The organism is Nonomuraea sp. LP-02 (genome assembly GCF_036289125.1).
In the GTDB taxonomy this organism is placed as follows: domain Bacteria; phylum Actinomycetota; class Actinomycetes; order Streptosporangiales; family Streptosporangiaceae; genus Nonomuraea; species Nonomuraea bangladeshensis.
This window is the reverse complement of the sequence record NZ_JAXCLK010000001.1, coordinates 5,515,194-5,540,209: the sequence shown is the minus strand read 5'-3', so window position 1 is coordinate 5,540,209 and position 25,016 is coordinate 5,515,194. Positions and strand designations below refer to the sequence as shown.

Below are 25,016 nucleotides of genomic sequence, written 5' to 3'. Positions count from 1 at the left end.
GGACGCCCGGTGCGGGCGTCCGTGACCGCGCCGAAGGTCCACCGGCAGAGCGCTGCTTGGCCGACTGGAAACCGCGGCGAGGAAGGCCACTGGCCATGACGATGACCGACCCGATCGCAGACATGCTCACGCGTCTGCGCAACGCGAATTCGGCGTACCACGACAGCGTGTCGATGCCGTACTCGAAGATCAAGGCGCACATCGCCGAGATCCTCCAGCAGGAGGGCTACATCCAGGCCTGGACCGTCGAGGACGCCAAGGTTGGCAAGAACCTTGTCGTGGAGCTCAAGTTCGGGCCGACCCGTGAGCGGTCGCTCGCGGGTCTGCGCCGGGTCTCCAAGCCCGGCCTGCGGGTCTATGCGAAGAAGGACAATCTGCCTCGAGTCCTGGGCGGGCTGGGCGTCGCGATCATCTCGACGTCCCACGGCCTCATGACCGACAAGCAGGCCGGCAAGCGTGGCGTGGGCGGGGAAGTCCTCGCCTACGTCTGGTAGAGGGGAGGAACCCAGCATGTCGCGTATCGGACGGCTGCCCATCCCTGTGCCCAGTGGCGTGGACATCACGATCGACGGCCAGAGCGTTCAGGTGAAGGGCCCTAAGGGCACGCTTACTCACAATGTCGCGGACCCCATTCAGGTGGGTCGCGACGACGACGGCTCCATCGCCGTCACCCGTCCCAACGACGAGAACAAGGTCCGTGCCCTGCACGGCCTCTCGCGCACGCTCATCGCCAACATGGTGCAGGGCGTGACCCAGGGCTACTCGAAGTCCCTGGAGATCGTCGGCGTCGGTTACCGCGTCCAGGCCAAGGGCCCGACGCAGCTGGAGTTCTCCCTGGGCTTCAGCCACCCGGTCATCGTGGACGCCCCCGAGGGCGTCACCTTCCGCGTCGAGAAGCCGACGCTGTTCCACGTGGACGGCATCGACAAGCAGAAGGTCGGCGAGGTCGCCGCGAACATCCGCAAGCTGCGCAAGCCTGACCCGTACAAGGGCAAGGGCGTGCGCTACCAGGGCGAACAGATCCGCCGCAAGGTCGGAAAGGCTGGTAAGTAGGCATGGCTCCGAAGACTGCGTTCAGCAAGCACACGGCTGCCCGCACCGTCTCGCGGGCCCGCCGTCACCGCCGCGTCCGCAAGTTCGTCGTCGGTACGGCCGAGCGTCCGCGCCTGGTCGTCAACCGCTCGACCCGTCACATGTTCGTCCAGATCGTGGACGACTCCGTCGGCCACACGCTGGTGAGCGCGTCCACCATGGACCCCTCGCTGCGCACGCTGGAGGCGGACAAGACCGAGAAGGCGAAGAAGGTCGGCGAGCTCCTCGCTCAGCGGGCCAAGGAAGCCGGGATCACCAAGGTCGTCTTCGACCGCGGTGGCAACCGCTACGCGGGGCGCATCGCCGCGCTGGCGGACAGCGCCCGCGAAGGTGGGCTCGAATTCTGATGACCGCAAATGCTGAGATGAGGAACCACTGATGGCTGCAGCTCCGCGTCGCGGTGGCGGCACCGGTGGCGAGCGGCGGGACCGTCGTGACGATCGCCGCGGTGGCGCCGCCGACAAGGGCGTCTCGTACATCGAGCGCGTAGTGAAGATCAACCGAGTGGCCAAGGTCGTGAAGGGTGGTCGTCGCTTCAGCTTCACCGCCCTCGTCGTCGTCGGTGACGGCAACGGCCTGGTCGGCGTCGGTTACGGCAAGGCCAAGGAAGTGCCCGCGGCCATCGCCAAGGGCGTCGAAGAGGCCAAGAAGCACTTCTTCAAGGTGCCCCGCATCCAGGGCACCATCCCGCACACCGTGCAGGGCGAGGAGGCGGCCGGTGTCGTCTTCCTGCGCCCGGCCTCGGCCGGTACCGGCGTCATCGCCGGTGGCCCGGTGCGCGCGGTGCTGGAGTGCGCCGGCATCCACGACGTCCTGTCGAAGTCGCTCGGCTCCGACAACCCGATCAACATCGTGCACGCCACCGTGGCGGCTCTGAAGGGCCTCTCGCGCCCCGAGGAGATCGCCGCCCGCCGTGGCCTGCCGATCGAGGACGTCGCTCCGGCCCGGATGCTGAAGGCTCAGCGCGAGGGTCTCGCCGAGGCGGCGGCCGCGAAGGCGGTGAGCTAGTCATGGCACGCCTGAAGATCACTCAGGTTCGCTCGAAGATCGGTGGCAAGCAGAACCAGCGTGACTCGCTGCGTTCGCTTGGCCTGAAGCGAATCGGCGACGTCGTCGTCAAGGAGGACCGTCCCGAGATTCGCGGGATGGTCGCCGTGGTGACGCACCTCGTCGAGGTGGAAGAGGTCGACTAGTCATGACTGACAAGGCTCCGCTCAAGATTCACGACCTCCGTCCGGCCCCGGGCGCCAACAAGTCCAAGATCCGCAAGGGTCGCGGCGAGGCGTCCAAGGGCAAGACGGCCGGTCGGGGCACCAAGGGCACGCACGCCCGCACCACGATGCTCCCGGGCTTCGAGGGTGGCCAGGTGCCGCTGCAGAGGCGTCTGCCGAAGCTCAAGGGCTTCTCCAACGCCCTGTTCAAGACGACCTACCAGGTCGTCAACCTGGACCGGATCGGTGAGCTGTTCCCCGAGGGTGGCGAGGTCACCGTCGAGGCGCTGGTCGCCAAGGGTGCTGTTCGCAAGAACCAGCTCGTGAAGGTCCTCGGCACCGGTGAGATCTCCGTCGCGGTCAACGTGCAGGCTCACGCCTTCTCGTCCGCCGCGAAGGAGAAGATTGCCGCCGCCGGTGGCTCCGTTACCGAGCTGTAGTAACGCTATGACGAGGCGTGGGGGCCCTGACAATGGGCTCCCACGCCCGTAGTGCGTTAGAGTTCGCGAGACGGCAGGCTTCTGTCCGGCTCGTTCTGACAATGAGACTCAGATGGCAGATCCCCGCACCATCGCATACTCAATTCGCCTCATAGGCGCGCAGGAGGGACCGTGCTGACCGCGTTTACCCGGGCGTTCCGGACGCCGGACCTGCGCAAGAAGTTGCTCTTCACGCTGGGCATCATCGCGCTTTTCCGTCTCGGCTCGGTTCTTCCGACTCCGGGAGTTCACGTACAGAATCTGGCCGCCTGTTTCAACCAGGCGCGCGCTGATCAGGAAACCGGCAACATCTACGGGATGGTGCAGCTGTTCAGCGGTGGCGCCCTCCTGAAACTTTCAGTGTTCGCGCTCGGCATCATGCCGTACATCACCGCGAGCATCATTCTCCAGCTGCTCGTCGTGGTCATTCCACGACTCGAGGCGCTGAAGAAGGAAGGCCAGGCCGGTCAGACCAAGATCACGCAGTACACGCGTTACCTGACCATCGGCCTCGCGGTCCTGCAGTCGACGGCCTTCATCGCCCTCGCCCGCACGGGTCAGCTCTTCCCGAACTGCCAGCAGAGCGTGCTGCTCGACCCTGACGACATCTTCAGCATCGTCACGATGGTCATCATCATGACGGCGGGCACCTCGGTCATCATGTGGCTGGGTGAGCTGATCACCGACCGCGGCGTCGGCAACGGCATGTCGATCCTGATCTTCACCCAGGTCGTGGCGGTCTTCCCGTCCGAGCTGGTCAACATCTTCAAGGCCAACCCCTTCACCTTCACGGTGGTCATGGTGGTCGGCGTCTTCATGATCGCCGCGGTCGTCTTCGTCGAGCAGGCGCAGCGCCGCATCCCGGTCCAGTACGCCAAGCGCATGGTCGGCCGGCGGATGTACGGCGGCACCTCCACCTACATCCCGCTGAAGGTCAACCAGGCCGGCATCATCCCGGTGATCTTCGCGTCCTCGCTGCTCTACCTGCCGCAGCTGGTGACCTCGCTCTTCCAGACGAGCGACAACGCGGTCATCAGGTGGATCTCGACGAACCTCGCCACCGGCGACACGCCGATCTACATGGCCACGTTCTTCCTGCTGATCATCTTCTTCACGTACTTCTACGTGTCGATTACGTTCAACCCCGCTGAAGTCGCCGACAACATGAAGAAGTACGGTGGGTTCATTCCGGGCATCCGCCCCGGTCGCCCGACGGCTGAGTACCTCAACTTCGTGCTCACCCGCCTGACGGCTCCGGGGTCGCTCTATCTGGGTCTCATCTCCATGGTCCCGATCGTCGCTCTCGCGGTGTCCGGTGCGAGCCAGAACTTCCCGTTCGGAGGGACGAGTATCCTGATCATGGTAGGCGTGGGCCTGGACACGGTTAAGCAGATCGAGAGCCAGCTGCAGCAGCGTAACTACGAAGGCTTCCTGCGGTAGTGCGTCTCGTCCTGGTGGGGCCTCCCGGAGCGGGTAAGGGGACTCAGGCCCAGTACATCGCATCGAACCTGTCCATCCCGAAGATCTCGACAGGTGACATCTTCCGTGCCAACGTCTCCGGCGGCACGGACCTCGGCAAGCTGGCCAAGACCTACATGGACCGTGGCGACCTGGTGCCCGACGAGGTCACCATCGCCATGGTCCGCGACCGCCTGTCCGAGCCCGACGCGCAGGACGGCTTCCTGCTCGACGGGTTCCCGAGGAACGTCGCGCAGGCGGAGATCCTGCGCGACATGCTCAAGGACTGGGGCCAGGCGCTCGACCTGGTCCTGGAGCTGGTCGTGGACGACGACGAGGTGGTCCGGCGGCTGGCCGGCCGGCGCACCTGCAGCCAGTGCGGCCGCATCTGGCATGTCGACTTCGACGACAAGAAGGACGACAGGTGCGACGCGTGCGGGGGCGTGCTGTTCCAGCGGGACGACGACAAAGAGGAGACCGTCCGGCACCGGCTGGAGGTCTACCAGGAGCAGACCGCGCCGCTGGTCTCCTACTACGCGGAGGAGGGCATCCTCGTGGGGGTCGACGCGACCGGCCCCGTGGAGGAGGTCACCGGGCGGGCCATGGAGGCGATCAGCCCTTACACGGGCTAGCTGCGGCGGCATCGACAAGGCGGAGGTGGCACGGGTTTCCGTGCCACCTCGCGGCTATTGTGGGGGAATTGGGCCCCCAGCGTGGCCCGTTGAGACCCATGGGGGGCAGAACATGTTCAAGAGGAACCGGCACGGCATCCAGATCAAGTCGCCGGAGCAGCTGGAGAAGATGCGCGCGGCCGGACTGGTCGTCGGGCGCACGCTGGACCTGCTGAGGCGCTCGGTCGAGCCGGGGATGACGCCGCTCGACCTCGACTCCATCGCCGAGAAGGCGATCAGGGACGAGGGCGCGATCCCGTCGTTCAAGGGCTACCAGGGCTTCCCCGCGACGATCTGCGCCTCGGTCAACGACGAGGTGGTCCACGGCATCCCCACCGACGCCCGCAAGCTGCGCGAGGGCGACGTCATCTCCATCGACTGCGGCGCCATCCTGGACGGCTGGCACGGCGACTCGGCCGTGACGGTCCCGGTCGGCGAGGTGGATCCGAAGCTGACCGAGCTGATGCGGGTGACCGAGGAGGCCATGTGGCGCGGCATCGCGGCGCTGCGGCCCGGCCGGCACCTGTCCGACATCGGCTTCGAGATCGAGAAGTACGTCAAGTCGCAGGGCCGCTTCGGCATCCCGCCCGAGTACGGCGGCCACGGCATCGGCACCGAGATGCACATGGACCCGTGGATCGCCAACCACGGCCGGCCCGGACGCGGCCCGGTGCTGGAGGAGGGCATGTGCCTGGCCATCGAGCCCATGGTCAACCTGGGCACCGAGCGCACCCGGGTGCTGTCCGACGAGTGGACCGTGGTGACCGTGGACGGCAAGTCGTCCGCGCACTTCGAGCACAGCGTCGCCGTGACACATAATGGTCCTTGGGTGCTTACTGCCCTGGACGGGGGCGAATCGCGCCTCGGAGGACACTCGCAGAACTGAACCGGGAGTGTGGGATGGCGAACAGCCCTGAGATGCGAGCCTCGGACGGCGACCGCGACCGGGTCGCCGCCGTCCTCCGTGAGCACACGGCCCAGGGCCGCATCACCATGGACGAGTTCAACGAGCGGCTCGAACAGCTCTACAAGTCCAAGACCTACGGTGAGCTGGCCAGGCTGACCGCCGACCTCCCGGACGTCGACCTCCGCCACCGCCCCAAGGTCTCCAAGGAGATCGAGAAGAAGCGCGACACGCACGCGGGCATGAAGGCGGCGTGGGGCGCGTGGGCCATGGCCAGCAGCGTCAACTGGGTGATCTGGTTATTGGTGAGCATGAACTCGGACGGTGACGTCCATCCCTGGCCGTTGTGGGTCATGGGCCCGTGGGGCGTGATCCTGCTGATCAGCACCATCTTCGGGAACAACCAGCCCAAGCAGCAGCAGTAGGGGTCTGTGCACTAGTGCACTGTGTGCATTCATCCGCAGTACGGATAAGTCCGGATTCCTAACGTGAGCGGTGTCGGCACCACCACTCACCGGAGGAACCCAGATGCGCAAGATGTTCGCGGCCGCCGCCCTCGCCGGCTCGCTCGCCGTCACCGGCCTCACCCTCGCCGCCCCCGCCGCCCAGGCCGCCACCCGGACGACCGCTTCCACGGCGAGCTCGGTGAAGAGCTGGGGCAAGTACTACTCCAGCAACCACAAGGCCTACACCTACGGCAAGACCTGGAAGTCCGGCAGCCGGGTGTACACCCACTGGTACGGCAAGGAGTCGACGCCGAAGAAGGGCTACGTCTGGTTCAAGTACTACTCGGGCGGCAACTGGCACTCCTTCTACCGCGGCTGGAACGGCTCGTACCAGGAGACCTGGTCGCAGCCGGGCATCAAGAAGCTGTACACCTACACCTGCTGGGGCGGCCCCACGAAGTACTGCGGGCCTGCGCACCGCATCTACTGATCGTCCCTTTCGGAAAGGTCCGCCGGGCTCTCTCCCCTGGCGGGCCTTTCGGGCTGTGCGGGTGGGGTACACTCTTACATGGTTGTGTCAGGACACCTGGCACGCGTTTCGCGTTTTGGCTCAGGTGTCGTACACTCCTTAGTCGGCTCACTATGACTTGTCACGCGTCGGCGGTCCTCGCTGATCGCCGCTCTCTCCGAAGCGTGAAGGTCGCGGCTGCGTAGTGAACCGGAGCCTCAGACGACCGATCAGTGAAACGCGAGGAATTCTTTGGCCAAGAAAGACGGCGCCATCGAGATCGAGGGCACTGTGGTCGAGTCGCTCCCGAACGCCATGTTCCGGGTGCAGCTCGACAACGGCCATAAGGTCCTGGCCCACATCAGCGGACGGATGCGGATGCACTACATCCGGATCCTGCCGGACGACCGGGTAGTCGTTGAACTGAGCCCCTACGACCTCAGTCGTGGGCGGATCGTCTACCGATACAAGTAAGACGTCTGAGGAACGAAGGACAATGAAGGTAAAGCCGAGCGTCAAGAAGATCTGCGACAAGTGCAAGGTGATCCGCCGGCACGGTCGCGTCATGGTGATCTGCGACAACCTGCGCCACAAGCAGCGCCAGGGCTAAGTCGCCGCAAGGCTTCTCCGAGTCCGCCCCGATCGCGGGAGCGGGCTCGACGCATGAGAAGCCGCAAGTCAGTTAGCGCGTTTCACGCCTGAGCAGGCGGCCTTTCGGTCGAACCACTCAGGAGACCCCCGGTCGGAGGCCGGGGCCCTCACCCCGGGCATGGGGAGGGGTAGTGCGGCGCAAGACCTCCGCCACAGAAAAGGAGAATGCCCGACCATGGCTCGCCTGGTTGGCGTCGACCTCCCCCGCGACAAGCGGCTGGAGATCGCTCTCACCTACATCTACGGGATCGGCCGCACCCGCGCCCAGGAGATCCTCGAGGCTACCGGTGTCAGCGGGGACCTTCGTGTCCACCAGCTCAGCGACACCGAGCTCGTCCCGATGCGTGACTACATCGAGGCGAACTTCAAGATCGAGGGTGACCTGCGCCGCGAGGTCCAGGCCGACATCCGTCGCAAGATCGAGATCGGTTGCTACCAGGGCATCCGGCACCGCAAGGGCCTGCCCGTGCACGGTCAGCGCACGCAGACCAACGCGCGCACCCGCAAGGGCAAGAAGAAGACCGTCGCCGGCAAGAAGAAGCCCGGTAAGAAGTAGTCCTCGCAGCCGCTGGACCGAAGACCTCAGGAGTAACGGCAAACAATGCCTCCTAAGAGCCGTCAGGGCGCGCCGAAGAAGGTGCGCCGCAAGGAGAAGAAGAACGTCGCTCACGGGCACGCCCACATCAAGAGCACGTTCAACAACACGATCGTCTCGATCACCGACCCCAACGGGAACGTGATCTCCTGGGCCAGCGCCGGCCACGTGGGTTTCAAGGGCTCCCGTAAGTCCACCCCGTTCGCCGCCCAGATGGCCGCCGAGAACGCCGCCCGCCGCGCCATGGAGCACGGCATGCGCAAGGTCGACGTCTTCGTCAAGGGTCCCGGCTCCGGCCGTGAGACCGCGATCCGCTCGCTGCAGGCCACCGGCCTCGAAGTGGGCTCGATCCAGGACGTCACCCCGGTTCCGCACAACGGTTGCCGGCCGCCCAAGCGCCGCCGCGTCTGAGATAGCGCAGGAGATAGAGACACATGGCTCGTTACACGGGCGCGGACTGCAAGCTCTGCCGCCGCGAGAAGACCAAGCTCTTCCTCAAGGGCAGCAAGTGCGAATCCGCCAAGTGCCCCATCGAGATCCGTCCTTACCCGCCGGGTGAGCACGGCCGCGGACGTCCCAAGGAGTCCGAGTACCAGCTTCAGCTTCGCGAGAAGCAGAAGACCCGCCGCATCTACGGCGTCCTCGAGAAGCAGTTCCACAACTACTACGAGGAAGCCTCCCGCAAGACCGGCAAGACCGGTGAGGTGCTGCTCCAGATCCTGGAGAGCCGCCTCGACAACGTGGTCTACCGCGCCGGTTTCGCCCAGTCGCGCGACGCCGCCCGCCAGCAGGTCCGTCACGGGCACATCCTGGTGAACGGCAAGAAGGTGGACATCCCGTCCTACCTGGTCCGCGAGCACGACATCATCGAGGTCCGCGAGAACAAGCGCAACCTCCTGCCGTACGAGGTCGCGCGGGCCACGGCCGGCGACCGCACGATCCCGGCCTGGCTGGGCGTCGTGCCGGACAAGCTCCGCGTCCTGGTGCACCAGCTGCCCGTCCGGCAGCAGATCGACACCCAGGTCCAGGAGCAGCTCATCGTCGAGTACTACTCGAAGTGAGCCTCGGCCGAGGTGCGGTTCGCCGTACCTCGGCTACGCTTTTCATCGGAGTGGTGTCATATAGCGGGCGCCACACGAAAAAGGGGAGAACCCGCACATGCTGATCGCTCAGCGCCCGACTCTCCTGGAAGAGTCGCTCGACGACACCCGGTCCCGGTTCGTGATCGAGCCGCTGGAGCCGGGCTTCGGTTACACCATCGGCAACTCGCTGCGCCGCACGCTGCTGTCGTCCATTCCGGGCGCGGCCGTGACGAGCATCCGCATCGAGGGCGTGCTGCACGAGTTCTCGACCGTTCCCGGGGTCAAGGAAGACGTCACCGACATCATCCTCAACCTCAAGGAACTGGTCGTCTCCTCCGAGCACGACGAGCCGGTCGTGATGTACCTGCGCAAGCAGGGCCCGGGTGAGGTCACCGCCGCCGACATCGCGCCTCCGGCCGGTGTCGAGGTGCACAACCCCGAGCTGCGCATCGCCACGCTCAACGGCAAGGCCAAGCTGGAGATGGAGCTGACCGTCGAGCGCGGCCGCGGCTACGTCTCCGCCGCCCAGAACAAGCAGCCGGGCCAGGAGATCGGTCGCATCCCGATCGACTCGATCTACTCCCCGGTGCTCAAGGTCACCTACAAGGTCGAGGCCACCCGAGTCGAGCAGCGGACCGACTTCGACCGGCTCATCCTCGACGTCGAGACCAAGCCCGCCATGAAGCCCCGCGACGCGGTGGCCTCCGCCGGCAAGACCCTCGTCGAGCTCTTCGGCCTGGCCCGTGAGCTCAACGTCGAGGCCGAGGGCATCGACATCGGCCCGTCGCCCACCGACGCCGCCCTGGCGGCCGACCTGGCGCTGCCGATCGAGGAGCTCAACCTCACCGTCCGCTCGTACAACTGCCTCAAGCGCGAGGGCATCCACACCGTGGGCGAGCTCGTCGCGCGGAGCGAGCAGGACCTGCTCGACATAAGGAACTTCGGCGCCAAGTCGATCGAAGAGGTCAAGCAGAAGCTGCACGAGATGTCGCTGTCGCTCAAGGACTCCCCGCCCGGGTTCGACCCGAGCGCGGTGGCCGGCGGCGGCTACGACGACGACGACAGCGCGTACGTCGAGACCGAGCAGTACTGATCACACACTGATAGCGCGGGCCCCCTGGCGAACAGGGGGCCTGGCGGCCCGACTCCGGTACCTGGCACGGCCGGGGCGGGTTGACTCCGAGGAGAGAATCCCATGCCCAAGCCCACCAAGGGTGCCCGTCTTGGCGGCAGCCCGGCGCACGAGCGGCTGATCCTGGCCAACCTGGCGACGGACCTGTTCCGGCACGGCAAGATCCGTACGACGGTCGCGAAGGCCAAGCGCCTGCGTCCGGTCGCGGAGCGCCTGATCACCAAGGCGAAGAAGGGCGACATCCACAACCGTCGCCAGGTCCTGACCGTCGTCAGGGACAAGGGCGTCGTTCACCACCTTTTCACCGAGATCGCGACGACGTTCGCCGAGCGTCCCGGTGGCTACACCCGGATCACCAAGATCGGTCCCCGTAAGGGCGACAACGCCCCCATGGCGATCATCGAGCTGGTGACCGAGCCGCTGAACGGCGTCACGACGCGCCGCACCGAGGCTCCCGCCGCCCCGGCCGCCGCTCCGGCGACCGAGGAGGCCCCGAAGGCCGAGGCCGCTGAGGCCGACGCCGCCGAGGAGCCCAAGGCCGAGGCCGCCGAGGCTCCGGAGGCTCAGGCGGGCGACGCGGAGAAGAAGGACGCGGAGAAGAAGGACGAAGCCTGATCTTTCAGGCAGGACGTATCGGGCCCGGACCCCTCCAAGGGGGGCCGGGCCCTTTGCTCTTTCAGGGGAGGGTTCATCGTGGTACGGCTCCGCCTCGACCTCGCGTACGACGGGAGCGAGTTCTCCGGCTGGGCCCGGCAGCCCGGCCGGCGTACGGTCCAGGGCGAGCTCGAACAGGCGCTCGGCCGGATCCTGCGCCTCGGCGAGCCCGCGACGCTGACCGTGGCCGGGCGGACGGACGCCGGGGTGCACGCCCGCGGCCAGGTCGCCCATCTGGACGTGCCGGACGACGCCCTCGCCGAGCTGGACGGCAACCGAGGGCCGCTCGGCGTCGCGGAGCGGCTCGCTGCGCTCGTCCGGCGGCTGGGTGGGGTTCTGCCCCTCGATGTACGGGTTCATCGCGTCAGCGTGGCTCCTGAGGGCTTTGACGCCCGGTTCTCGGCGACGTTCCGGCGGTACGCGTACCGGGTGTGCGACACGGCGGGCGGCGTGGACCCGCTGCGGCGGCACGAGATCGTCTGGCACAACCGCCCCCTCGACCTCGACGCGCTCAACGAGGCCGCGGCCCGGCTGCTCGGCGAGCACGACTTCGCGGCCTTCTGCAAGAAGCGCGAAGGGGCCACGACCATCCGGGAGCTGCGGCGGCTCGACTGGGCACGCGAGCCCGGCGGCGTGCTGGTGGCCACCGTCGTGGCCGACGCCTTCTGCCACTCGATGGTGCGGGCGCTGGTCGGGTCGCTGCTGGCGGCCGGCGACGGGCGGCGGCCGGTGGAGTGGCCCGGACAGGTGCTGGTCCGGGCCGTACGCGACTCGGGCGTGCACGTCGCGCCCGCCCACGGGCTGTGCCTGGAGGAGGTGGGCTACCCGCCGGACGCCGAGCTCGCCGCGCGGGCGGCGGCCACGCGGCGGGTGCGGACCCTGCCGGTCCCCGGTGACGCGGCCTCAGCCGCCGGTGAGGCGGCGCTCCAGGACGAGTGAGGTCTCGTCGCGGAAGGCGCCGCTGACCTCCGGCAGTGTCTTCTCCTTGTCGGTCGGGGTGCGGCCGTCGGCGTACGTGGCGTAGCTGAAGACGATGTAGCGGCCCCAGACGAGGCCGGCCGCGTACCCGCCGGCGATCTGCACCCGATCGCCGCCCGAGCCCTTGGGGCCGGGCAGCGGGCGGAACCAGACGTTCTTCCCCAGGTCCTTCGTCTGGTCGACGGCGGTGGCGGCCTCCTTGGTCGGCAGGACCGCGATGCCCGTGGTGACCGCGTAACGCTTCTTGCTGTCCACGTAGGTGGCGCGGAGGACACGGGTGCAGCTCTGCGCCTTCAGTGCCTCGGCGAAGGCGCCTGTGGCGGCCTTGTCGCAGGTCGTCTCCATGCCGGCCTTGACTCGTTTGAACGTGGTGCCCGCCGCGCCCACCTTCTTCTTCGGGAACGCCTCCGACAGCGACAACTTCTGCGGGTCGCTCTGCTCCGAGTCGAGCACGGACGCGCCGGGGCCCTCGCTGGTGACGGCCGTCTGCTGGGGCTGCCCCTGGCCCTGTCCGACCGGGCCGGACGGGGGGCCGGTGCGGGCGGCGGCCGTGGTGGGGGCGGGGTCGCTCACCGCCTGATAGGCGAAGAAGCCGCCGGTGGCGACGCCGACCAGGGCGAGGGCGCCCAGGGTGACCAGCAGCGCCCGCTTTCCGCCGCCTGACGGGGGCGGGGGTGGGGGCGGGATCTGGAATGGGGCCTGCTTGAACGCCCCGGGCGGGAACGCCGGGCCGCCGCCCGCTGTGCCCTTGCCCGCCGTGGTGACCGCCAGGCCGTGGGGCGGGGTCGGCAGGTCCAGGCTGGTGGACTGGCGCTGGCCCCAGGTGTCGCGGGAGAAGGGGAGGTCGGGGATCCTCTGCGGGGCCGTCGCGCCCGGGGGGAGCGGCGGCCAGACCGGGACGTCACCGGGCTCCGCGGGGCGGACCGGGGTGGGGGCGTTCGGGTCGAAGGGGGTGGCGGGGGGCTGGTCGCCGTGAGGGTTGCCGGCGTCCTCCTGTGACTCGCCGGTGTCCTCGGGCGGTGTGGTGCCGTGGGCAGGCGTGGGGGGCTGGGGCGGCGGGGTCGTGTCTGCGGCTTGCTGCTGCTCGGGGGTGGCGGCGGGGCGGGTGTCCTCCACGGCCTCGGCCACGGGGGCGGAGAGGGGGATCGTGTGGCCGCCGCTGTGCCGCCGAGGGGCGTCCGGCATTGCGCCCTGCTGGGCGTCGTCGGAGGGGTGCCGGTGAGGACTCTCCGGAGGAACGGGGACAGCGCCGGGACGGGTGGCGTCCGGGTCGGTTGGCGCGCCCTCCTGCCAGGGGGTGTCACCGGGTGAGGCGGGGTGTCCGGGTGTGGAGGCGTTCTGGCTCGCGGGCGGGGTGCCTGGGCCGGGGGTGGAGATGCCCGGGCCGGTGGTGGGGAAGGCGGTGAGCCCGGTGGCGGGCTGCGAGAGGCCGGCGGGCCGCTGGACGGGGTGCGGGCCGCTCGGCCCTTGCGGGTCGCTGAGCCCTTGTGGGTGACTCGGACCCTGTGGGCCGCTCTGTCCGTGTGCGTGGCCTGAGCTCTGTCCGTGGCTCGGCCCCTGCGGGTGGCCGGGCTGGGGCTGGTCCGGGGTGGGGGCGGCGGGATGGCGGGGCGGGCGAACGGTGCCCTCCGGGTCGGTGGCATTTGCGTCGAAGGCGGTGGGCTGAGGCTCGTCCGGCTCGGCCACCAGCTCGCCGGTGGCGGCGGGCCACGGGGGCATGGCGTGCGGGTCCGAGGGCGGGGCCGGCCATACGGGCATGCCCGCCGCTGCGGCGGTGAAGGCGGGAGGCGGCTCCCACGGGGGCGCACCCGGTACGACGGGGTTCACGGGCCAGGACGGCGGGTCCTGCGCGGCCGGCTGCTGCGGGGCGGGACGGCCGTCGGACGCCGGGGTGGCGGACGGCCAGGATGCGCTCTCAGCGGGGTGGCGGCCGATCACGCCCTGGAGGTCCGCCTGGAGCGGCCCGACCCACGGGGTGTCGGCGGACGGCTGCCCGGGGTGCGGCACGGGAGGCTGGGGAGAAGCGGCATCCGGAGAGCCGCCGTACTGGGAAGGGGCGTGCGGCTCCGCGCCACCCGGAAAAGTGGTGTGCGGGGAAGCAGCGTGGGTGGAAGCGGCGTGCGGTCCAGCGCCACCCGGAGAAGTGGCGTGGGGAGGAATGGGCTGTGGGCCGCTGACGTGCGGGTATGCGGTCTGCGCACCGAGGGCCTGCTCCGTCGCGGGCTGGTGGGTGGTGTGCGGCCCGCTTGTGGGTTGCGGATGGACGGCTCCAGGGTCGCCGACCTGCTGTCCCGCGTAAGGCCCGGTTTGCGGCCCGTGGCTGGGGTGCTGGGCCGGGTACGGCACCGTCGGCGGGTGCTGGGGAGCGTCGGCGGCCTGGGAGGGGGCGGGGTACGGGTTGGCGCCGGAGTGGGCCGAGCGACCGTAGCCGGAGGGCGGCTGGGCGGCGGGGCCGGAGGGCGCGGCACCAGGGTGGGGCTGGTTCAGGCCGGGATGAGGCTGGTCGGAGCCGAGGTGAGCGGCGCCATGGCCGGGCTGGGCGATGCCGTAGCCGGGCTGGGCGGCGTCAGGGCTGGGGTGAGCGGTGCCGTAACCGGGCTGCACAGGGCCGGGGCCGGCCTGGGTGGGGCCGGGGGTGGGAGGTGCCGGGTGGCGGGGGGTGTGGGATGGGAGGTCGGCGTCGGCGTGGTCGGCGTACCAGTCGTAGGGTGCGCCGGCGTCCGCCGGCACCTCCCACGGCTGTACGGCGCCTCCTGCCCCCGACGGCGGCTCGGTGGGTACGGACCCGAGGATCGGGGGGACGACGGACACGGTCTCGTCGCCGGGCTCCTCCGCTGGGGAGGCGGGCGCCGGCGGTTGGGCTCGCCCGTTGGTCTGGCCGAAGCTAGGCGGCGGCGTCGCAGGTCGGGCAGTGTTGCCGGTGCCCTTGCGATCGTGTTCAGACCCGGGTTCCTGACCACGCATAGGGGGAGCCTAGCGAGAGAGGCGAGATCGTTACGTCGGTATGGGCGTTCCCAGAGGCAGTGGGCATCCCGTTTGGGGGGTTAAGACGGCAGAAGACGGGTTACGTCAACGGGCTGCCGGTCAGCGTTCGGTTGTCCAGAGCCTTGAAGACTGTCGCCTTCGTGATGTCATCAATTGCCTGTGAAATGCGCTTTTGTCCCTTGGAGTCGGGCTTGCTGCCGTCCTTGTTCTGGAACCAGACGAGGACCGCGTAGTGGCCGTGCGTCCAGATGCGCGCGCCGCCGCTGCCCGACCCTAGAAACTTGGTGACACTGTCCTTACCGGTCAGCGGCTTCACGTAGTTGCTCCCGTCGCCGACCTTGGCCACCTTGCCGGCGTTCTTGCCGGTCGAGAGGTTGGCCAGGCCGACCGTGCCGATCACCGTGCCCGCCTTGTCGCGGAAGCTCGCGCGGACGAATTGCGTGCACTTGGCGGCTTTGAGTGCCTTCTGCAGCTTGTCGCCGAGCGCGCCGTCGGTGCACTTCTTGTCCTTGCTGGTGATCGTCATCTCGTAGCCGCGGCCGGAGGTGGTGAACTTCCGCTTCTTGCCGAAGACCTCCTTGACCGAGATGGGGTCGGGGTCGGTCGAGCGGTTCTCGGCGTAGCCGTACTTGCCGGGCGGCACGGACGGCAACGGGGCCGAGGTGCGCTGCGGCTCGGCGGTCTCGGCGCTGGTGGGGCCGCCCGCGTTCCACATCATGGCGATGCCGCCGCCGAGCGCGCCGAGCACCAGCACGCCGCCGATCGCGAACCACAGCGGCGCGCGTGAGCGCGGCCCCTCGTCGTAGGGGCTCCATCCGATCCTGCTGTTGACCTGCGTGGCCGCGCCAGGAGCGGGCTCGCCGGTGGCCTCCGCGCCGGGGCCGCCGGGAGCACCGGGGCCGCCGGGGCCACCGGGAGCGCCAGGGCCACCAGGACCGCCAGGGCCACCGGGAGCCCCGGGGCCGCCGAAAGCACCGGGGGCACCGGGGGCGCCGGAGGTCGGCTGCGGCGCGGGGGCGGCGTCGTCGAAGGGGCGGGCGCGGCGGGACCGGCGAGGGGCACGCTCCTGGGCGTTCTCAGGCTGCTCGGGAAAACCCATGCGGCGACATTACCGCGACGTGGCTCACTGAGTTCCGAAGTCCTGGGTCCACCAAGGGCCGTCGGGGCCGGAGGCGACGCCGACGCCGATGGCCCTCAGGCCGCAGTCGAGGATGTTCCTGCGGTGGTCGGGGCTGTCGAGCCAGCCGCGCACCGCCTCCTCGGCCGTGCTGTAGCCGGCGCCGATGTTCTCGGCGGCGCCGTAGCGGTATCCGGCGCGTTCCATGCGGTCCCAGGGGGAGTCGCCGCCGGGGGAGTTGTGGGTCAGTTGGCCGGTACGGGCCATCTCCAGCGCGTGCGTACGAGCCGAGCGGGTCAGCCCGGCGTCCACCCGCAGCGGCCCGCAGCCCCGCCGGGCCCTGGCCGCGTTCGTGAGCGTGACGACGCGGCCCGCGAGGCCGGGGATCAGCGCCACCTCGGCGCCCTCGTCGCCGCCGAGCACCTGGGTGGGGTCGCCCTGGCTGTCGAAGGAGCCGGGGATCTGGCTGTCGGTGCGCGAGGCGGTGGGCTTGGGGGTCGCGCCGCCCGGGAGCCGGTTGGTCGTGACCTCGCGCGGGATGCTTTCGAGCTGCTGGTACGCCTTCTTCTCGACGGTCGGCGCGGGGTTGGCCGTGGCCGCGGCGGGCGGGGCGGTGCCGTTGAGGTAGATGCGGGGGTCGGACTCCTGATCGTCCGTCAATCGACCGATCAGCACCCCCGTGAACAGCACGGCGAACATGAGGCAGGTCAACACTCCCAGATGACTCCGGCGCCGAGCGCCCCGCTGGGATGGCCGGGTGTGAGAGGTCTGCCACATACCGCAAACAACGATAGGGATGAAAGGTCATGGGAAAGAAGGGGTTCCAGGGAAACGAAATCGAACCGTTCTGAGTCGGGTAGACTCTTCCGCGGGTACCGGTCTTTTGACCTGCAGACAGGTGGGCGGGTAACCTAATCGTTCGTTGTGTGCATAGGTCCTGCGTGACCAATGCGCGGCGCGTCCGGCGTCATCTCCCGTAGCGAGGAGACGGAAGGTCCGGGCTGCCGTGTGCCCGCACCGACCGACCAATGCGGCTGTCGCATCCGACAGCGCCGAAGACGCGAGCATAAAGAAGGCTACGACCGTGCGCACGTACTCACCGAAGCCCGCCGACGTCCAGCGTCAGTGGTACGTCATCGACGCGACCGATGTCGTGCTGGGCCGGCTGGCCAGCCACGTCGCGACCCTGCTCCGCGGCAAGCACAAGCCGATCTTCGCCAACCACGTCGACACCGGTGACTTCGTCATCGTCATCAACGCGGACAAGATCGCGCTGAGCGGCAACAAGCTTGAGCAGAAGAGGGCGTACCGCCACTCGGGCTACCCGGGCGGTCTGCGTTCCGTCTCGTACGGCGAGCTCATGGAGAAGCGGCCCGACAAGGCCGTCGAGAAGGCCGTCAAGGGCATGCTGCCGAAGAACTCCCTCGGCCGGAAGATGGCCAAGAAGCTGAAGGTCTACGCGGGTGCCGAGCACCCGCACCAGGCGCAGAAGCCCGTGCCGTTCCAGATCACCCAGATCGCCCAGTAGTAGCGAAAGATTTAGAGGAGAACCGTGGCTGAGCCCACCGGTGTCGAGACGGTCGAGGCCGAGCTGGAGGAATACTCCGGCGAGGACTTCCCTTCCGAGTACACCACTGAGTCCACCGCCAGCGCCGACGCGCCTGTGCGTAAGCCCGTCACCACGGGCAACTCGTACGGCACCGGTCGCCGCAAGGAGGCGATCGCCCGCGTGCGCATCGTCCCCGGCACCGGCAAGTGGACGATCAACGGCCGTTCGCTGGACGTCTACTTCCCGAACAAGGTCCACCAGCAGATCGTCAACGAGCCCTTCGTCGTGCTCGGCGCCGAGGAGGCGTTCGACGTCATCGCCCGCATCGACGGCGGCGGCGTGACCGGCCAGGCCGGCGCGCTGCGCATGGGCCTGTCCCGCGCGCTGGCGATCCTGGACGTCGAGGTCAACCGCCCGCCGCTGAAGAAGGCCGGCTTCCTCACCCGTGACGCCCGCGCCACGGAGCGGAAGAAGTACGGCCTCAAGAAGGCCCGCAAGGCTCCGCAGTACAGCAAGCGCTAAATTGGCGCGCCTTTTCGGCACCGACGGGGTACGAGGGGTCGCGGGCCGCGACCTCACGGCTCAGCTCGCCATGGATCTGTCCGTGGCGGCGGCCCACGTCCTCGGCGATGCAGGCGCGTTCGCCGCCACCGGACGTCATCCGGTGGCGGTGGTAGGCCGGGACCCGCGCGCCTCGGGGGAGTTCCTCGAGGCTGCCGTGGTCGCCGGCCTCGCGGCGTCCGGGGTGGACGTGCTGCGGCTCGGGGTGCTGCCCACGCCCGCCGTCGCCCACCTCACGGCCGCGCTCGGCGCCGACCTCGGCGTCATGTTGTCGGCCTCGCACAACCCGGCGCCGGACAACGGCATCAAGTTCCTGGCCCGCGGCGGCTTCAAGCTGTCCGACGCGGTCGAGGACGAGATCGAGCGGCGGCTCGGCGAGGAGTGGGGCTTCCCCGTCGGCTCCGGCGTGGGCCGGGTGCGTGACGCCTACGGTGAGGCCGACCGTTACATCTCGCACGTGCTGACCACGATGAACCACCCGCTCGACGGGCTCAGCGTGGTCGTCGACTGCGCCCACGGCGCCGCCCACATGGTGGCTCCGGAGGCGCTGGTGCGGGCCGGCGCCCGCGTCGAGGCCATCGGGGCCCGCCCCGACGGTCTCAACATCAACGACGGCTACGGCTCCACCCATCTCGACCGGATCCGCCAGGTGGTCGTCTCGCGCGGCGCGGACCTGGGCGTGGCCTACGACGGCGACGCCGACCGCTGCCTCGCCGTCGATCACACGGGCGAGATCGTGGACGGCGACCGGATCATGGCGATCCTGGCCGGCGCCATGCACGACGAGGGCCTGCTGGCCAAGGACACCGTGGTCGCGACCGTGATGTCCAACCTGGGTTTCAAGCTGGCGATGCGCGAGGCGGGCATCTCCGTGGTGGAGACCGCGGTGGGCGACCGCTACGTGCTCGAACGCATGAAGTCCGACGGCTACAACCTCGGTGGCGAGCAGTCGGGCCACGTCATCATGCTGGACCACGCCACCACCGGCGACGGCCTGCTCACCTCGCTCCACCTGCTGGGCGTGATGGCGAAGACGGGCGTGCCGCTGAAGGAGCTGGCCGCGGTGATGACGCCGCTGCCGCAGATCCTCATCAACGTCAAGGACGTCGACAAGGCCAAGGCCGGCGCCGACGAGCTGACGGCCGCCGTGCGGGGGGCCGAGACGGAGCTGGGGGAGACCGGCCGGGTGCTGATCCGGCCGAGCGGCACCGAGCCGATGATCAGGGTCATGGTCGAGGCCGCGTCGGAGGAGCACGCCACCCAGGTGGCCAACCGCCTCGCCGACGTGGTCCGCAGGGCCTGCGGCAACTGAGGGACGAAAGAAGAAGGGCCCACGGGAACGTTCCCGTGGGCCCTTCTCATACCCCTGGACTGATCGCTCTGCCCAGGAGTCCCGTAGTTATTCGTCTCCGGTCAAGGAATAGACGCGCAGACGGCGGCCTGCCCAGAAGACGCCGGCGAGGGTGACGACGATCAGGGCGGGGACGGCGAAGCCCAGGGTGACGTCCGTACGGAAGAACGGGGAGTCGGTGATCTGGCCGGCGACGGACTGGCCCCACGCCTGGATGGAGAACCGGCGGGCGCCCGGGACGAGGTTGCCCACGAGGCTCTCCCAGACCAGGGCGTAGATGACGCCGATCGTGACCGCGTGCCGGGTGACGACGCCGAGCAGCAGGAAGAGCGCCGCGTAGGCGATGCCCGCCACCAGGGCGCCGACGGCGAACCCGGCCGCGATGCCGGCCTCGTTCCCGACGAGCAGCCAGCCGGCGACGTACGTCGGCACCGTCGCGAACAGCGCGAGCAGCGAGACGGCCACCACGAACTTCGTCCGGATGATGACCGGGCGGGAGATCGGCTTGGACATCAGGTGGATGATCGTGCCGTCGTCGATCTCGGGGGCGATGACGCCGGTGCCGGTGATGAGGCCGAGCAGCGGCAGCATGGTGCTGAGCGCGAAGCTCTGCAGCAGCAGGACGGTGGTGCGCTGGTCGCCCTGGCCGACCAGCTTGAACAGCACCGCGAGCGCGATCAGGGCGAGGGGCAGCAGCAGGAGCAGCACGATCCGCCGCCGCCCGAGCAGGGCGCGGTAGGTGATGGCCGCGACAACGGTGTTCATCCGGTGCTCCTGTTGATCAGGTAGGAGAAGACGCTCTCCAGGTCCTCGTCGGCGGGGGAGACCTGGTGCAGGCGGACGCCCTCGGCCTGGGCGAGCTTGGGCAGCAGGCGGGCGAAGCGCCGGAACTCGGTCGCCTGGACCTCCAGTCCGTCGGGGCGCAGCGTGATGCCGCCGGCCGAGGGGTCGCGGATGAGGGCGGCGGCGAGCTTCCTGTCGTCGCTGGAGCGGATCATGAACAGGTGGGGGCGGTCGGTCATGAGCCGGCGGATGTCGCGGAAGTCGCCGGAGGCGGCGTGGCGGCCGGAGACCAGCACCTCGATGTGCTGGGCGACGCGCTCGACCTCCTCCAGGATGTGCGAGCTGAACAGGATGGTCTTGCCGGCGGTGCCCATGGCCCGGATCAGGTCCATGAGGTGCAGGCGCTGGCGCGGGTCCATGCCGTTGAACGGCTCGTCCAGCAGCAGTACGGGCGGGTCGTGGACGAGCGCGGCGGCGACCTTGACGCGCTGGCGCATGCCCTTCGAGTACGTCTCCACCCGCCGGTCCTTCGGCTCCTCCATCTCGACCGTGGCGAGGGCCTTGCGGGCGGCCTGCTCGGGGTCGGACAGGCCGTGCAGCCGGGCGGCGGACAGGACGAACTGCCAGCCGGTGAGGAAGCCGTAGACGCCCTCACGTTCAGGGACCAGACCGATATTTCGGTAAATCTGGTGGTTCTTCCAGACGCGGTCGCCGTTCAGCGTGACCGTGCCGCCCGACGGGGCCAGGAAGCCCGCCATCATGTGCAGGAGCGTCGACTTGCCGGCGCCGTTGGGGCCGAGCAGGCCGGTGACGCCGGGGCCGATCGTCATCGTCACGTCGTTGACGGCGACGACGTTGCCGTACCAGCGGGACACCTGGGAGAGCTCGATCTTCATCGGGCGGCCGCCTTCCGGTAGCGCAGCGCGAGCGCGCCGAGGCCGGCGGCGATCAGCAGGACGAGGACCGCCAGCGAGGCGGGGCCGTTGGGGTAGGCGGCGCCCTCGATGGAGTGCGGCGGGGTGCCGAACAACCAGGACTGTACGGCGTCGACCAGCCAGAACGGGTTGAGCAGCCACGCCCAGGAGGCCGCGGCCTCGTTGCCGTTCGAGTAGAGGGTGCCGTAGACGATGGGCACGGACGCGGACGACAGCAGGTAGACGACCATCACCGAGGCCACGCCGAGCCCCCGCCGGGGCGTGAACGAGGCCAGCGCCAGCCCGAACACCGCCAGCAGCAGGGCGAGCACCAGCGCCATGAGGATCGAGCCGGCGTACTCGCCGGTGGCCGGGTCGCCCGGCAGGTCCACGACCACCTCGCCCACGTAGATGAGGGTGAGGGGCACCGCGACGAGCAGGAACACCGCCACGGTCATGGCCGCGACCTTGGCGGCCACGTAGTCGGCGACCGAGACCGGCCGCGACAGGTAGAGCGGGAGCACGCGGTGACGCAGGTCGGGCGCGACCACGGTGGGCGACTGCGAGGCCAGGAAGATCGCCACCACGGCCTGCATGATCACCGCGTACGCGCTGTAGGCGATGCCGCGCTCCTTGAGCAGCGCCATGAGGGCGATGCTCACGACGGCGGGCATCAGCATGATGGCGAACAGCGCGAACGGCACGATCTTGCTGCGCGCCGGGCGGCCGAGGCCGAAGATCCCGCGCAGGCTGTGCACGGCCAGCGCGCGGAACGAGTGGGCGCGGCCGAGCCGGGGCCCGTCGTAGTGGCGGTAGCCGATGTCGTAGATCTCAGACATGCGCCACCTCCTCCCTGAAGACGTCCTCGATGCGGTGGCGGCCCTGCTCCAGCCGGATCAGGCACAGGTCGAGGTCGGCGGCGGCGTCGCGGACGACGTCGTACGTCTCCGGCCCCAGCACCTCCACCACCAGCAGCCGCCCCTGCGGCGAGACGGTGTGCCCGGCCTCGGACAGGCGGGCGGCCAGCGCGTCCATGCCCTCGTCGACCTCGACCGTGACGGTCCGCGTGGTCTGGGTGAACTCGCCGATGGCCGACGAGCGCAGCAGCCGTCCGGCGTCGATGACCACGACGTGGTCGCAGATGCGTTCGAGCTCGCCCAGCAGGTGGGAGGTGACCACCACGCTGATGCCGAACTCGGTGCCGATGCGCCGGACGAGCGTCAGCATCTCGTCGCGGCCGCGCGGGTCGAGGCCGTTGGTGGGCTCGTCCAGGAAGACCACCTTGGGGTCGTGGACGAGCGCCTGGGCCAGCTTGACCCGCTGCTTCATGCCGGTGGAGTAGCCGCCGATCGGACGGTAGCGCTCTTCGGCGAGGCCGACGTGGCGCAGCACGTCGGCGGCGCGCTCGCGGGCGGCCGTACGCGGCAGCCCGGACATCTGGGCGAGGTGGACCACCAGCTCGGTGGCGGAGACGTCGGGGGGCAGGCATTCGTGCTCGGGCATGTAGCCGACGAGTCTGCGGATCCCGGCGCCCTGGGAGGTGACGTCCAGGTCGAGTACGCGGGCCGTGCCGCTGCTGGGCGGCAGCAGGCCGAGCAGGATCTTGATCAGCGTCGACTTGCCCGCGCCGTTGGCCCCCACCAGCCCGGTGACGCCGGGGCCGACGGTGACCGTGAGCTGGTCGACCGCGGTGACGGTGGGGAAACGTTTGGTCAGCCCCTCGGTGGCGAGGATGTGCATGAGCCGGACCCTACCTGGGCGGCCCGCGCCGTGGCCTCGGTCAAACGGATGAACGTCGTCCTACTTGAGGCCAGAATCTGCGCTGGATCTGCAGGGTCACGGTGCCCGCGATGACCATGCCGAGGATGTTGACCGCGAGCTGGGACACCGAGCCCGCGACCTCCTCCCAGTCGGCCAGCGCCAGGGCCACCGCGGCGTAGCCGGCCGCCGGGACCGTGGTGACCGAGATGAACACGCCGACCAGGGCCGAGGACTTGCCGGCGGTGACCGACAGCACCCCGGCCGCGCCCGCCAGCAGCGCCACGATCAGCGACCACCGGTCGGGCTTGACGATGAACTGCAGCTCGGCGTTGCTCTGCAGATTGCCGATGTCGATCCAGCCGAGCAGGTGGATGGCCAGCGCGCAGGCGAAGGTGACGACGATGGCCACGAGGAAGCCGACGACCAGCGTGCGCAGGGACGTGACGATGAGGTGCCAGTGCCGGTTGAGCAGGCCGAAGCAGATGGCGGCGACCGCGCCGAACTCGGGCCCGAGCACCATCGCGCCGACCATGAGGATCGGCGAGTTCTGCAGCACGGCGATGCCCGACAGCATGGTGGCGATGACGAAGAAGGTGAGGTACGCCCACGTCACGCGGGAGTCGGCCGACACCCGCTGCGCCAGCTCCTCCCAGATGACCGCGTCGTCGGGATGGCCGGGCGCCTCCTCGACCGCCTCGTCGGCGACCTCGGACAGCGACAGGTCGACCCGCTCGGCCGCGATCGAGCCCTCGCTCCTGAGCCAGTCGAGACGGCCGATCACCTCGTTGGCCGACTCGCGGGCCGCGTCGCAGAGGATGACGTCACCCTTGGGGACGCGGCCCGCGCCGGCCAGGACGACGATGTTGGTGACCCCGGGGCAGTCCTCCAGCACCGCGGTCACCTCGTCGGTGCGGGCGGCCGGGCTGATCAGTCGCAGATGCAGCACGAGCCCATTGTGGTCGATCGCGGCGTCGATCGGACGTTGACGGGGTTTTGATACAGATGCCGGAAGCTCCCTGCCATGATCCGGTACAGATGCCACGAACACGGCGAAGAGTGCTGGTTCGCCGATCTCGACGACCAGGAGTGCGGGGGCAGGTTCGCCCTCTACCTGTTCGAGGAGGTGGCGTTCAGGTCCGGCGAAGCCGTACCCGCCTGACCGCGTGGTCGACGCCCTTCTTGAGGACGAGGTCGGCCCGGCCCCGGGTGGGAGCGATGTTCTCGACCAGGTTGCGCTCGTTGATGTCGCGCCAGACGTTCACGGCGAAGGCGGTGGCCTCGTCGTGGGAGAGCTCGGCGATGTGCCGGAAGTACGACTTCGGGTCCTCGAAGGCGGTGCGGCGCAGCTTGTGGAAACGTTCGACGTACCAGGTGCGGATGTCCTCCACCTTGGCGTCGACGTAGATGGAGAAGTCGAAGTAGTCGTTGACGGCGAGGGAGGTGGGCGGGGCGGGCTGCAGGACGTTGAGTCCTTCGATGATCAGGATGTCGGGATTTTTCACGGTCTGGACCGCGCCGGGGACGATGTCGTACTCAAGGTGGCTGTAAACGGGCGCCCGCACCTCGGCCGCCCCCGCCTTGACCTCCGCCACGAACCTGACCAGCGCCCGCCGGTCATAGCTCTCGGGGAACCCCTTGCGGTGCATGATCCCCTTGGCCTCCAGCACCGCGTTGGGGTGGAGGAAGCTGTCGGTGGTGACCAGCTCCACGCGCGGATGCTCGGGCCAGCGGGCCAGCAGCGTGTGCAGCAGCCGCGCCGTGGTGGACTTGCCCACCGCGACGCTCCCGGCGATGCCCAGGATGTACGGGACACGCTTCTCGGGATGGCCGAGGAACGCGCTCAGCACGCTGCTGCGTTGCTTGGATCCGGTGAAGTGCAGGTTGAGCAGCCGGGTCAGCGGAAGATAGATGTCCGTGACCTCGGTCAGGTCGATGGGGTCGTCCAGACCGCGCAGCTCTTCCAGCTCTTCGGCGGTGAGAGTCAAGGGCGTGTTCTTGCGGAGCTCGCTCCACTGCTCCCTGCTCAGTTCCACGTAGCCGTTGTTCACCTAGGCAGCGTAGCGATGCGCTACAAGGGAGATCATGGGCGGCCCCTGGTTCTGCGTCCACAGCCTGTGGATAAAAGATGGGGATT

Annotated in this window: 32 protein-coding genes; 23 read left to right on the top strand and 9 right to left on the bottom strand. The window is 69.1% G+C overall.

All coding sequences use genetic code 11. From position 1 onward, the window contains the following. Positions 1 to 95 precede the first annotated feature (95 nt). From rpsH to truA, 19 genes are all read left to right on the top strand, one after another. Positions 96 to 494: a 30S ribosomal protein S8 gene (rpsH, locus tag SMD20_RS25660; protein ID WP_020542297.1), complete on the top strand. Its 399-nt coding sequence runs from the start codon at positions 96 to 98 to the stop codon at positions 492 to 494. 16 nt (positions 495 to 510) lie between these two features. After that, a complete protein-coding gene (gene rplF / locus SMD20_RS25655; RefSeq protein WP_329585542.1) occupies positions 511 to 1,053 on the top strand; it encodes a 50S ribosomal protein L6 in 543 nt (180 codons plus the stop codon). A 2-nt stretch (positions 1,054 to 1,055) separates the two neighbouring features. Then, the gene (rplR, locus tag SMD20_RS25650; protein ID WP_091090113.1) at positions 1,056 to 1,439 is read left to right on the top strand and encodes a 50S ribosomal protein L18; all 384 of its coding nucleotides are present in this window, start codon (positions 1,056 to 1,058) and stop codon (positions 1,437 to 1,439) included. A 31-nt stretch (positions 1,440 to 1,470) separates the two neighbouring features. After that, positions 1,471 to 2,100 carry a 30S ribosomal protein S5 gene (gene rpsE, locus SMD20_RS25645; protein ID WP_091090115.1) on the top strand — a complete coding sequence of 210 codons (630 nt, stop codon included), beginning with the start codon at positions 1,471 to 1,473 and terminating at the stop codon, positions 2,098 to 2,100. A 2-nt stretch (positions 2,101 to 2,102) separates the two neighbouring features. Next, a complete protein-coding gene (rpmD, locus tag SMD20_RS25640; protein WP_020542293.1) occupies positions 2,103 to 2,285 on the top strand; it encodes a 50S ribosomal protein L30 in 183 nt (60 codons plus the stop codon). Positions 2,286 to 2,287: 2 nt separating this feature from the next. Then, complete coding sequence (gene rplO, locus SMD20_RS25635) at positions 2,288 to 2,743, top strand: 50S ribosomal protein L15 (RefSeq protein ID WP_329585533.1); 456 nt, start codon at positions 2,288 to 2,290, stop codon at positions 2,741 to 2,743. A 171-nt stretch (positions 2,744 to 2,914) separates the two neighbouring features. Next, positions 2,915 to 4,222, top strand: a complete 1,308-nt coding sequence (gene secY / locus SMD20_RS25630) for a preprotein translocase subunit SecY (RefSeq protein ID WP_329585530.1) — start codon at positions 2,915 to 2,917, stop codon at positions 4,220 to 4,222. Further along, a complete protein-coding gene (locus SMD20_RS25625) occupies positions 4,222 to 4,872 on the top strand; it encodes an adenylate kinase (protein ID WP_329585529.1) in 651 nt (216 codons plus the stop codon). Before secY ends, SMD20_RS25625 begins: the two co-directional genes overlap by 1 nt. A gap of 112 nt (positions 4,873 to 4,984) precedes the next feature. After that, the gene (gene map / locus SMD20_RS25620; protein WP_329585526.1) at positions 4,985 to 5,797 is read left to right on the top strand and encodes a type I methionyl aminopeptidase; all 813 of its coding nucleotides are present in this window, start codon (positions 4,985 to 4,987) and stop codon (positions 5,795 to 5,797) included. 14 nt (positions 5,798 to 5,811) lie between these two features. Next, positions 5,812 to 6,240: a DUF1707 SHOCT-like domain-containing protein gene (locus SMD20_RS25615; RefSeq protein ID WP_329585523.1), complete on the top strand. Its 429-nt coding sequence runs from the start codon at positions 5,812 to 5,814 to the stop codon at positions 6,238 to 6,240. Between the two features lie 103 nt (positions 6,241 to 6,343). Next, complete coding sequence (locus tag SMD20_RS25610; RefSeq protein ID WP_329585520.1) at positions 6,344 to 6,751, top strand: hypothetical protein; 408 nt, start codon at positions 6,344 to 6,346, stop codon at positions 6,749 to 6,751. Between the two features lie 270 nt (positions 6,752 to 7,021). Next, positions 7,022 to 7,243: a translation initiation factor IF-1 gene (gene infA / locus SMD20_RS25605; RefSeq protein ID WP_012887858.1), complete on the top strand. Its 222-nt coding sequence runs from the start codon at positions 7,022 to 7,024 to the stop codon at positions 7,241 to 7,243. Between the two features lie 22 nt (positions 7,244 to 7,265). Then, positions 7,266 to 7,379 (top strand): 50S ribosomal protein L36, encoded by a 114-nt coding sequence (gene rpmJ / locus SMD20_RS25600; protein ID WP_003956441.1) that lies wholly within the window; start codon positions 7,266 to 7,268, stop codon positions 7,377 to 7,379. 216 nt (positions 7,380 to 7,595) lie between these two features. Then, positions 7,596 to 7,976, top strand: coding sequence for a 30S ribosomal protein S13 (gene rpsM, locus SMD20_RS25595; protein WP_020542286.1), 381 nt, complete (start codon positions 7,596 to 7,598; stop codon positions 7,974 to 7,976). A 45-nt stretch (positions 7,977 to 8,021) separates the two neighbouring features. After that, complete coding sequence (gene rpsK / locus SMD20_RS25590; RefSeq protein ID WP_020542285.1) at positions 8,022 to 8,426, top strand: 30S ribosomal protein S11; 405 nt, start codon at positions 8,022 to 8,024, stop codon at positions 8,424 to 8,426. A 23-nt stretch (positions 8,427 to 8,449) separates the two neighbouring features. Continuing rightward, complete coding sequence (gene rpsD, locus SMD20_RS25585) at positions 8,450 to 9,076, top strand: 30S ribosomal protein S4 (protein WP_329585515.1); 627 nt, start codon at positions 8,450 to 8,452, stop codon at positions 9,074 to 9,076. Positions 9,077 to 9,173: 97 nt separating this feature from the next. Beyond that, a complete protein-coding gene (locus SMD20_RS25580; RefSeq protein ID WP_020542283.1) occupies positions 9,174 to 10,190 on the top strand; it encodes a DNA-directed RNA polymerase subunit alpha in 1,017 nt (338 codons plus the stop codon). Positions 10,191 to 10,292: 102 nt separating this feature from the next. Further along, positions 10,293 to 10,844 (top strand): 50S ribosomal protein L17, encoded by a 552-nt coding sequence (gene rplQ, locus SMD20_RS25575; RefSeq protein WP_329585511.1) that lies wholly within the window; start codon positions 10,293 to 10,295, stop codon positions 10,842 to 10,844. A gap of 78 nt (positions 10,845 to 10,922) precedes the next feature. Further along, entirely contained in the window at positions 10,923 to 11,822 is a 900-nt protein-coding gene (gene truA, locus SMD20_RS25570) for a tRNA pseudouridine(38-40) synthase TruA (protein ID WP_329585509.1), read from the top strand. On the opposite strand, the gene SMD20_RS25565 is transcribed toward truA, so the two are convergent. The 3 genes from SMD20_RS25565 to SMD20_RS25555 all read right to left on the bottom strand — a co-directional run bounded on the left by SMD20_RS25565 (position 11,787) and on the right by SMD20_RS25555 (position 16,674). Beyond that, on the bottom strand, positions 11,787 to 14,672 hold the full coding sequence (locus SMD20_RS25565) for a hypothetical protein (RefSeq protein ID WP_329585506.1): 2,886 nt from the start codon (positions 14,670 to 14,672) through the stop codon (positions 11,787 to 11,789). The two genes, truA and SMD20_RS25565, sit on opposite strands and share 36 nt — an antisense overlap. A 253-nt stretch (positions 14,673 to 14,925) precedes the next feature. Then, positions 14,926 to 15,945 (bottom strand): hypothetical protein, encoded by a 1,020-nt coding sequence (locus SMD20_RS25560; protein WP_329585501.1) that lies wholly within the window; start codon positions 15,943 to 15,945, stop codon positions 14,926 to 14,928. Positions 15,946 to 15,969: 24 nt separating this feature from the next. Continuing rightward, positions 15,970 to 16,674: a CAP domain-containing protein gene (locus tag SMD20_RS25555; protein ID WP_329585499.1), complete on the bottom strand. Its 705-nt coding sequence runs from the start codon at positions 16,672 to 16,674 to the stop codon at positions 15,970 to 15,972. 373 nt (positions 16,675 to 17,047) lie between these two features. Between SMD20_RS25555 and rplM the strand changes: the two genes are divergently transcribed. The 3 genes from rplM to glmM are packed head-to-tail and all read left to right on the top strand — an operon-like array spanning position 17,048 to position 19,385. After that, positions 17,048 to 17,491 (top strand): 50S ribosomal protein L13, encoded by a 444-nt coding sequence (gene rplM / locus SMD20_RS25550; RefSeq protein WP_329585496.1) that lies wholly within the window; start codon positions 17,048 to 17,050, stop codon positions 17,489 to 17,491. 24 nt (positions 17,492 to 17,515) lie between these two features. Next, positions 17,516 to 18,034: a 30S ribosomal protein S9 gene (gene rpsI / locus SMD20_RS25545; RefSeq protein ID WP_329585493.1), complete on the top strand. Its 519-nt coding sequence runs from the start codon at positions 17,516 to 17,518 to the stop codon at positions 18,032 to 18,034. 1 nt (position 18,035) lies between these two features. After that, the gene (gene glmM / locus SMD20_RS25540) at positions 18,036 to 19,385 is read left to right on the top strand and encodes a phosphoglucosamine mutase (RefSeq protein WP_329585491.1); all 1,350 of its coding nucleotides are present in this window, start codon (positions 18,036 to 18,038) and stop codon (positions 19,383 to 19,385) included. 87 nt (positions 19,386 to 19,472) lie between these two features. Here glmM and SMD20_RS25535 read toward each other — a convergent pair whose 3' ends face one another. From SMD20_RS25535 to SMD20_RS25515, 5 genes are read right to left on the bottom strand one after another with little or no spacing between them, the layout of a single operon-like run. Beyond that, the gene (locus SMD20_RS25535; protein ID WP_329585488.1) at positions 19,473 to 20,189 is read right to left on the bottom strand and encodes an ABC transporter permease; all 717 of its coding nucleotides are present in this window, start codon (positions 20,187 to 20,189) and stop codon (positions 19,473 to 19,475) included. Next, positions 20,186 to 21,103 (bottom strand): ABC transporter ATP-binding protein, encoded by a 918-nt coding sequence (locus SMD20_RS25530; protein WP_329585486.1) that lies wholly within the window; start codon positions 21,101 to 21,103, stop codon positions 20,186 to 20,188. The genes SMD20_RS25535 and SMD20_RS25530 overlap by 4 nt, the downstream gene beginning before the upstream one ends. Further along, complete coding sequence (locus tag SMD20_RS25525) at positions 21,100 to 21,960, bottom strand: ABC transporter permease (RefSeq protein ID WP_329585483.1); 861 nt, start codon at positions 21,958 to 21,960, stop codon at positions 21,100 to 21,102. Before SMD20_RS25525 ends, SMD20_RS25530 begins: the two co-directional genes overlap by 4 nt. Next, positions 21,953 to 22,861 (bottom strand): ABC transporter ATP-binding protein, encoded by a 909-nt coding sequence (locus SMD20_RS25520; RefSeq protein WP_329585480.1) that lies wholly within the window; start codon positions 22,859 to 22,861, stop codon positions 21,953 to 21,955. The genes SMD20_RS25525 and SMD20_RS25520 overlap by 8 nt, the downstream gene beginning before the upstream one ends. A gap of 40 nt (positions 22,862 to 22,901) precedes the next feature. Beyond that, positions 22,902 to 23,828 (bottom strand): DUF389 domain-containing protein, encoded by a 927-nt coding sequence (locus SMD20_RS25515; RefSeq protein ID WP_329585477.1) that lies wholly within the window; start codon positions 23,826 to 23,828, stop codon positions 22,902 to 22,904. Between the two features lie 75 nt (positions 23,829 to 23,903). Here SMD20_RS25515 and SMD20_RS25510 point away from each other — a divergent pair, with 75 nt between their 5' ends. Further along, the gene (locus tag SMD20_RS25510) at positions 23,904 to 24,041 is read left to right on the top strand and encodes a hypothetical protein (RefSeq protein ID WP_329585474.1); all 138 of its coding nucleotides are present in this window, start codon (positions 23,904 to 23,906) and stop codon (positions 24,039 to 24,041) included. On the opposite strand, the gene coaA is transcribed toward SMD20_RS25510, so the two are convergent. After that, a complete protein-coding gene (gene coaA / locus SMD20_RS25505) occupies positions 24,013 to 24,915 on the bottom strand; it encodes a type I pantothenate kinase (RefSeq protein WP_329592669.1) in 903 nt (300 codons plus the stop codon). The genes SMD20_RS25510 and coaA overlap by 29 nt on opposite strands. Between the last annotated feature and the right edge of the window lie 101 nt (positions 24,916 to 25,016).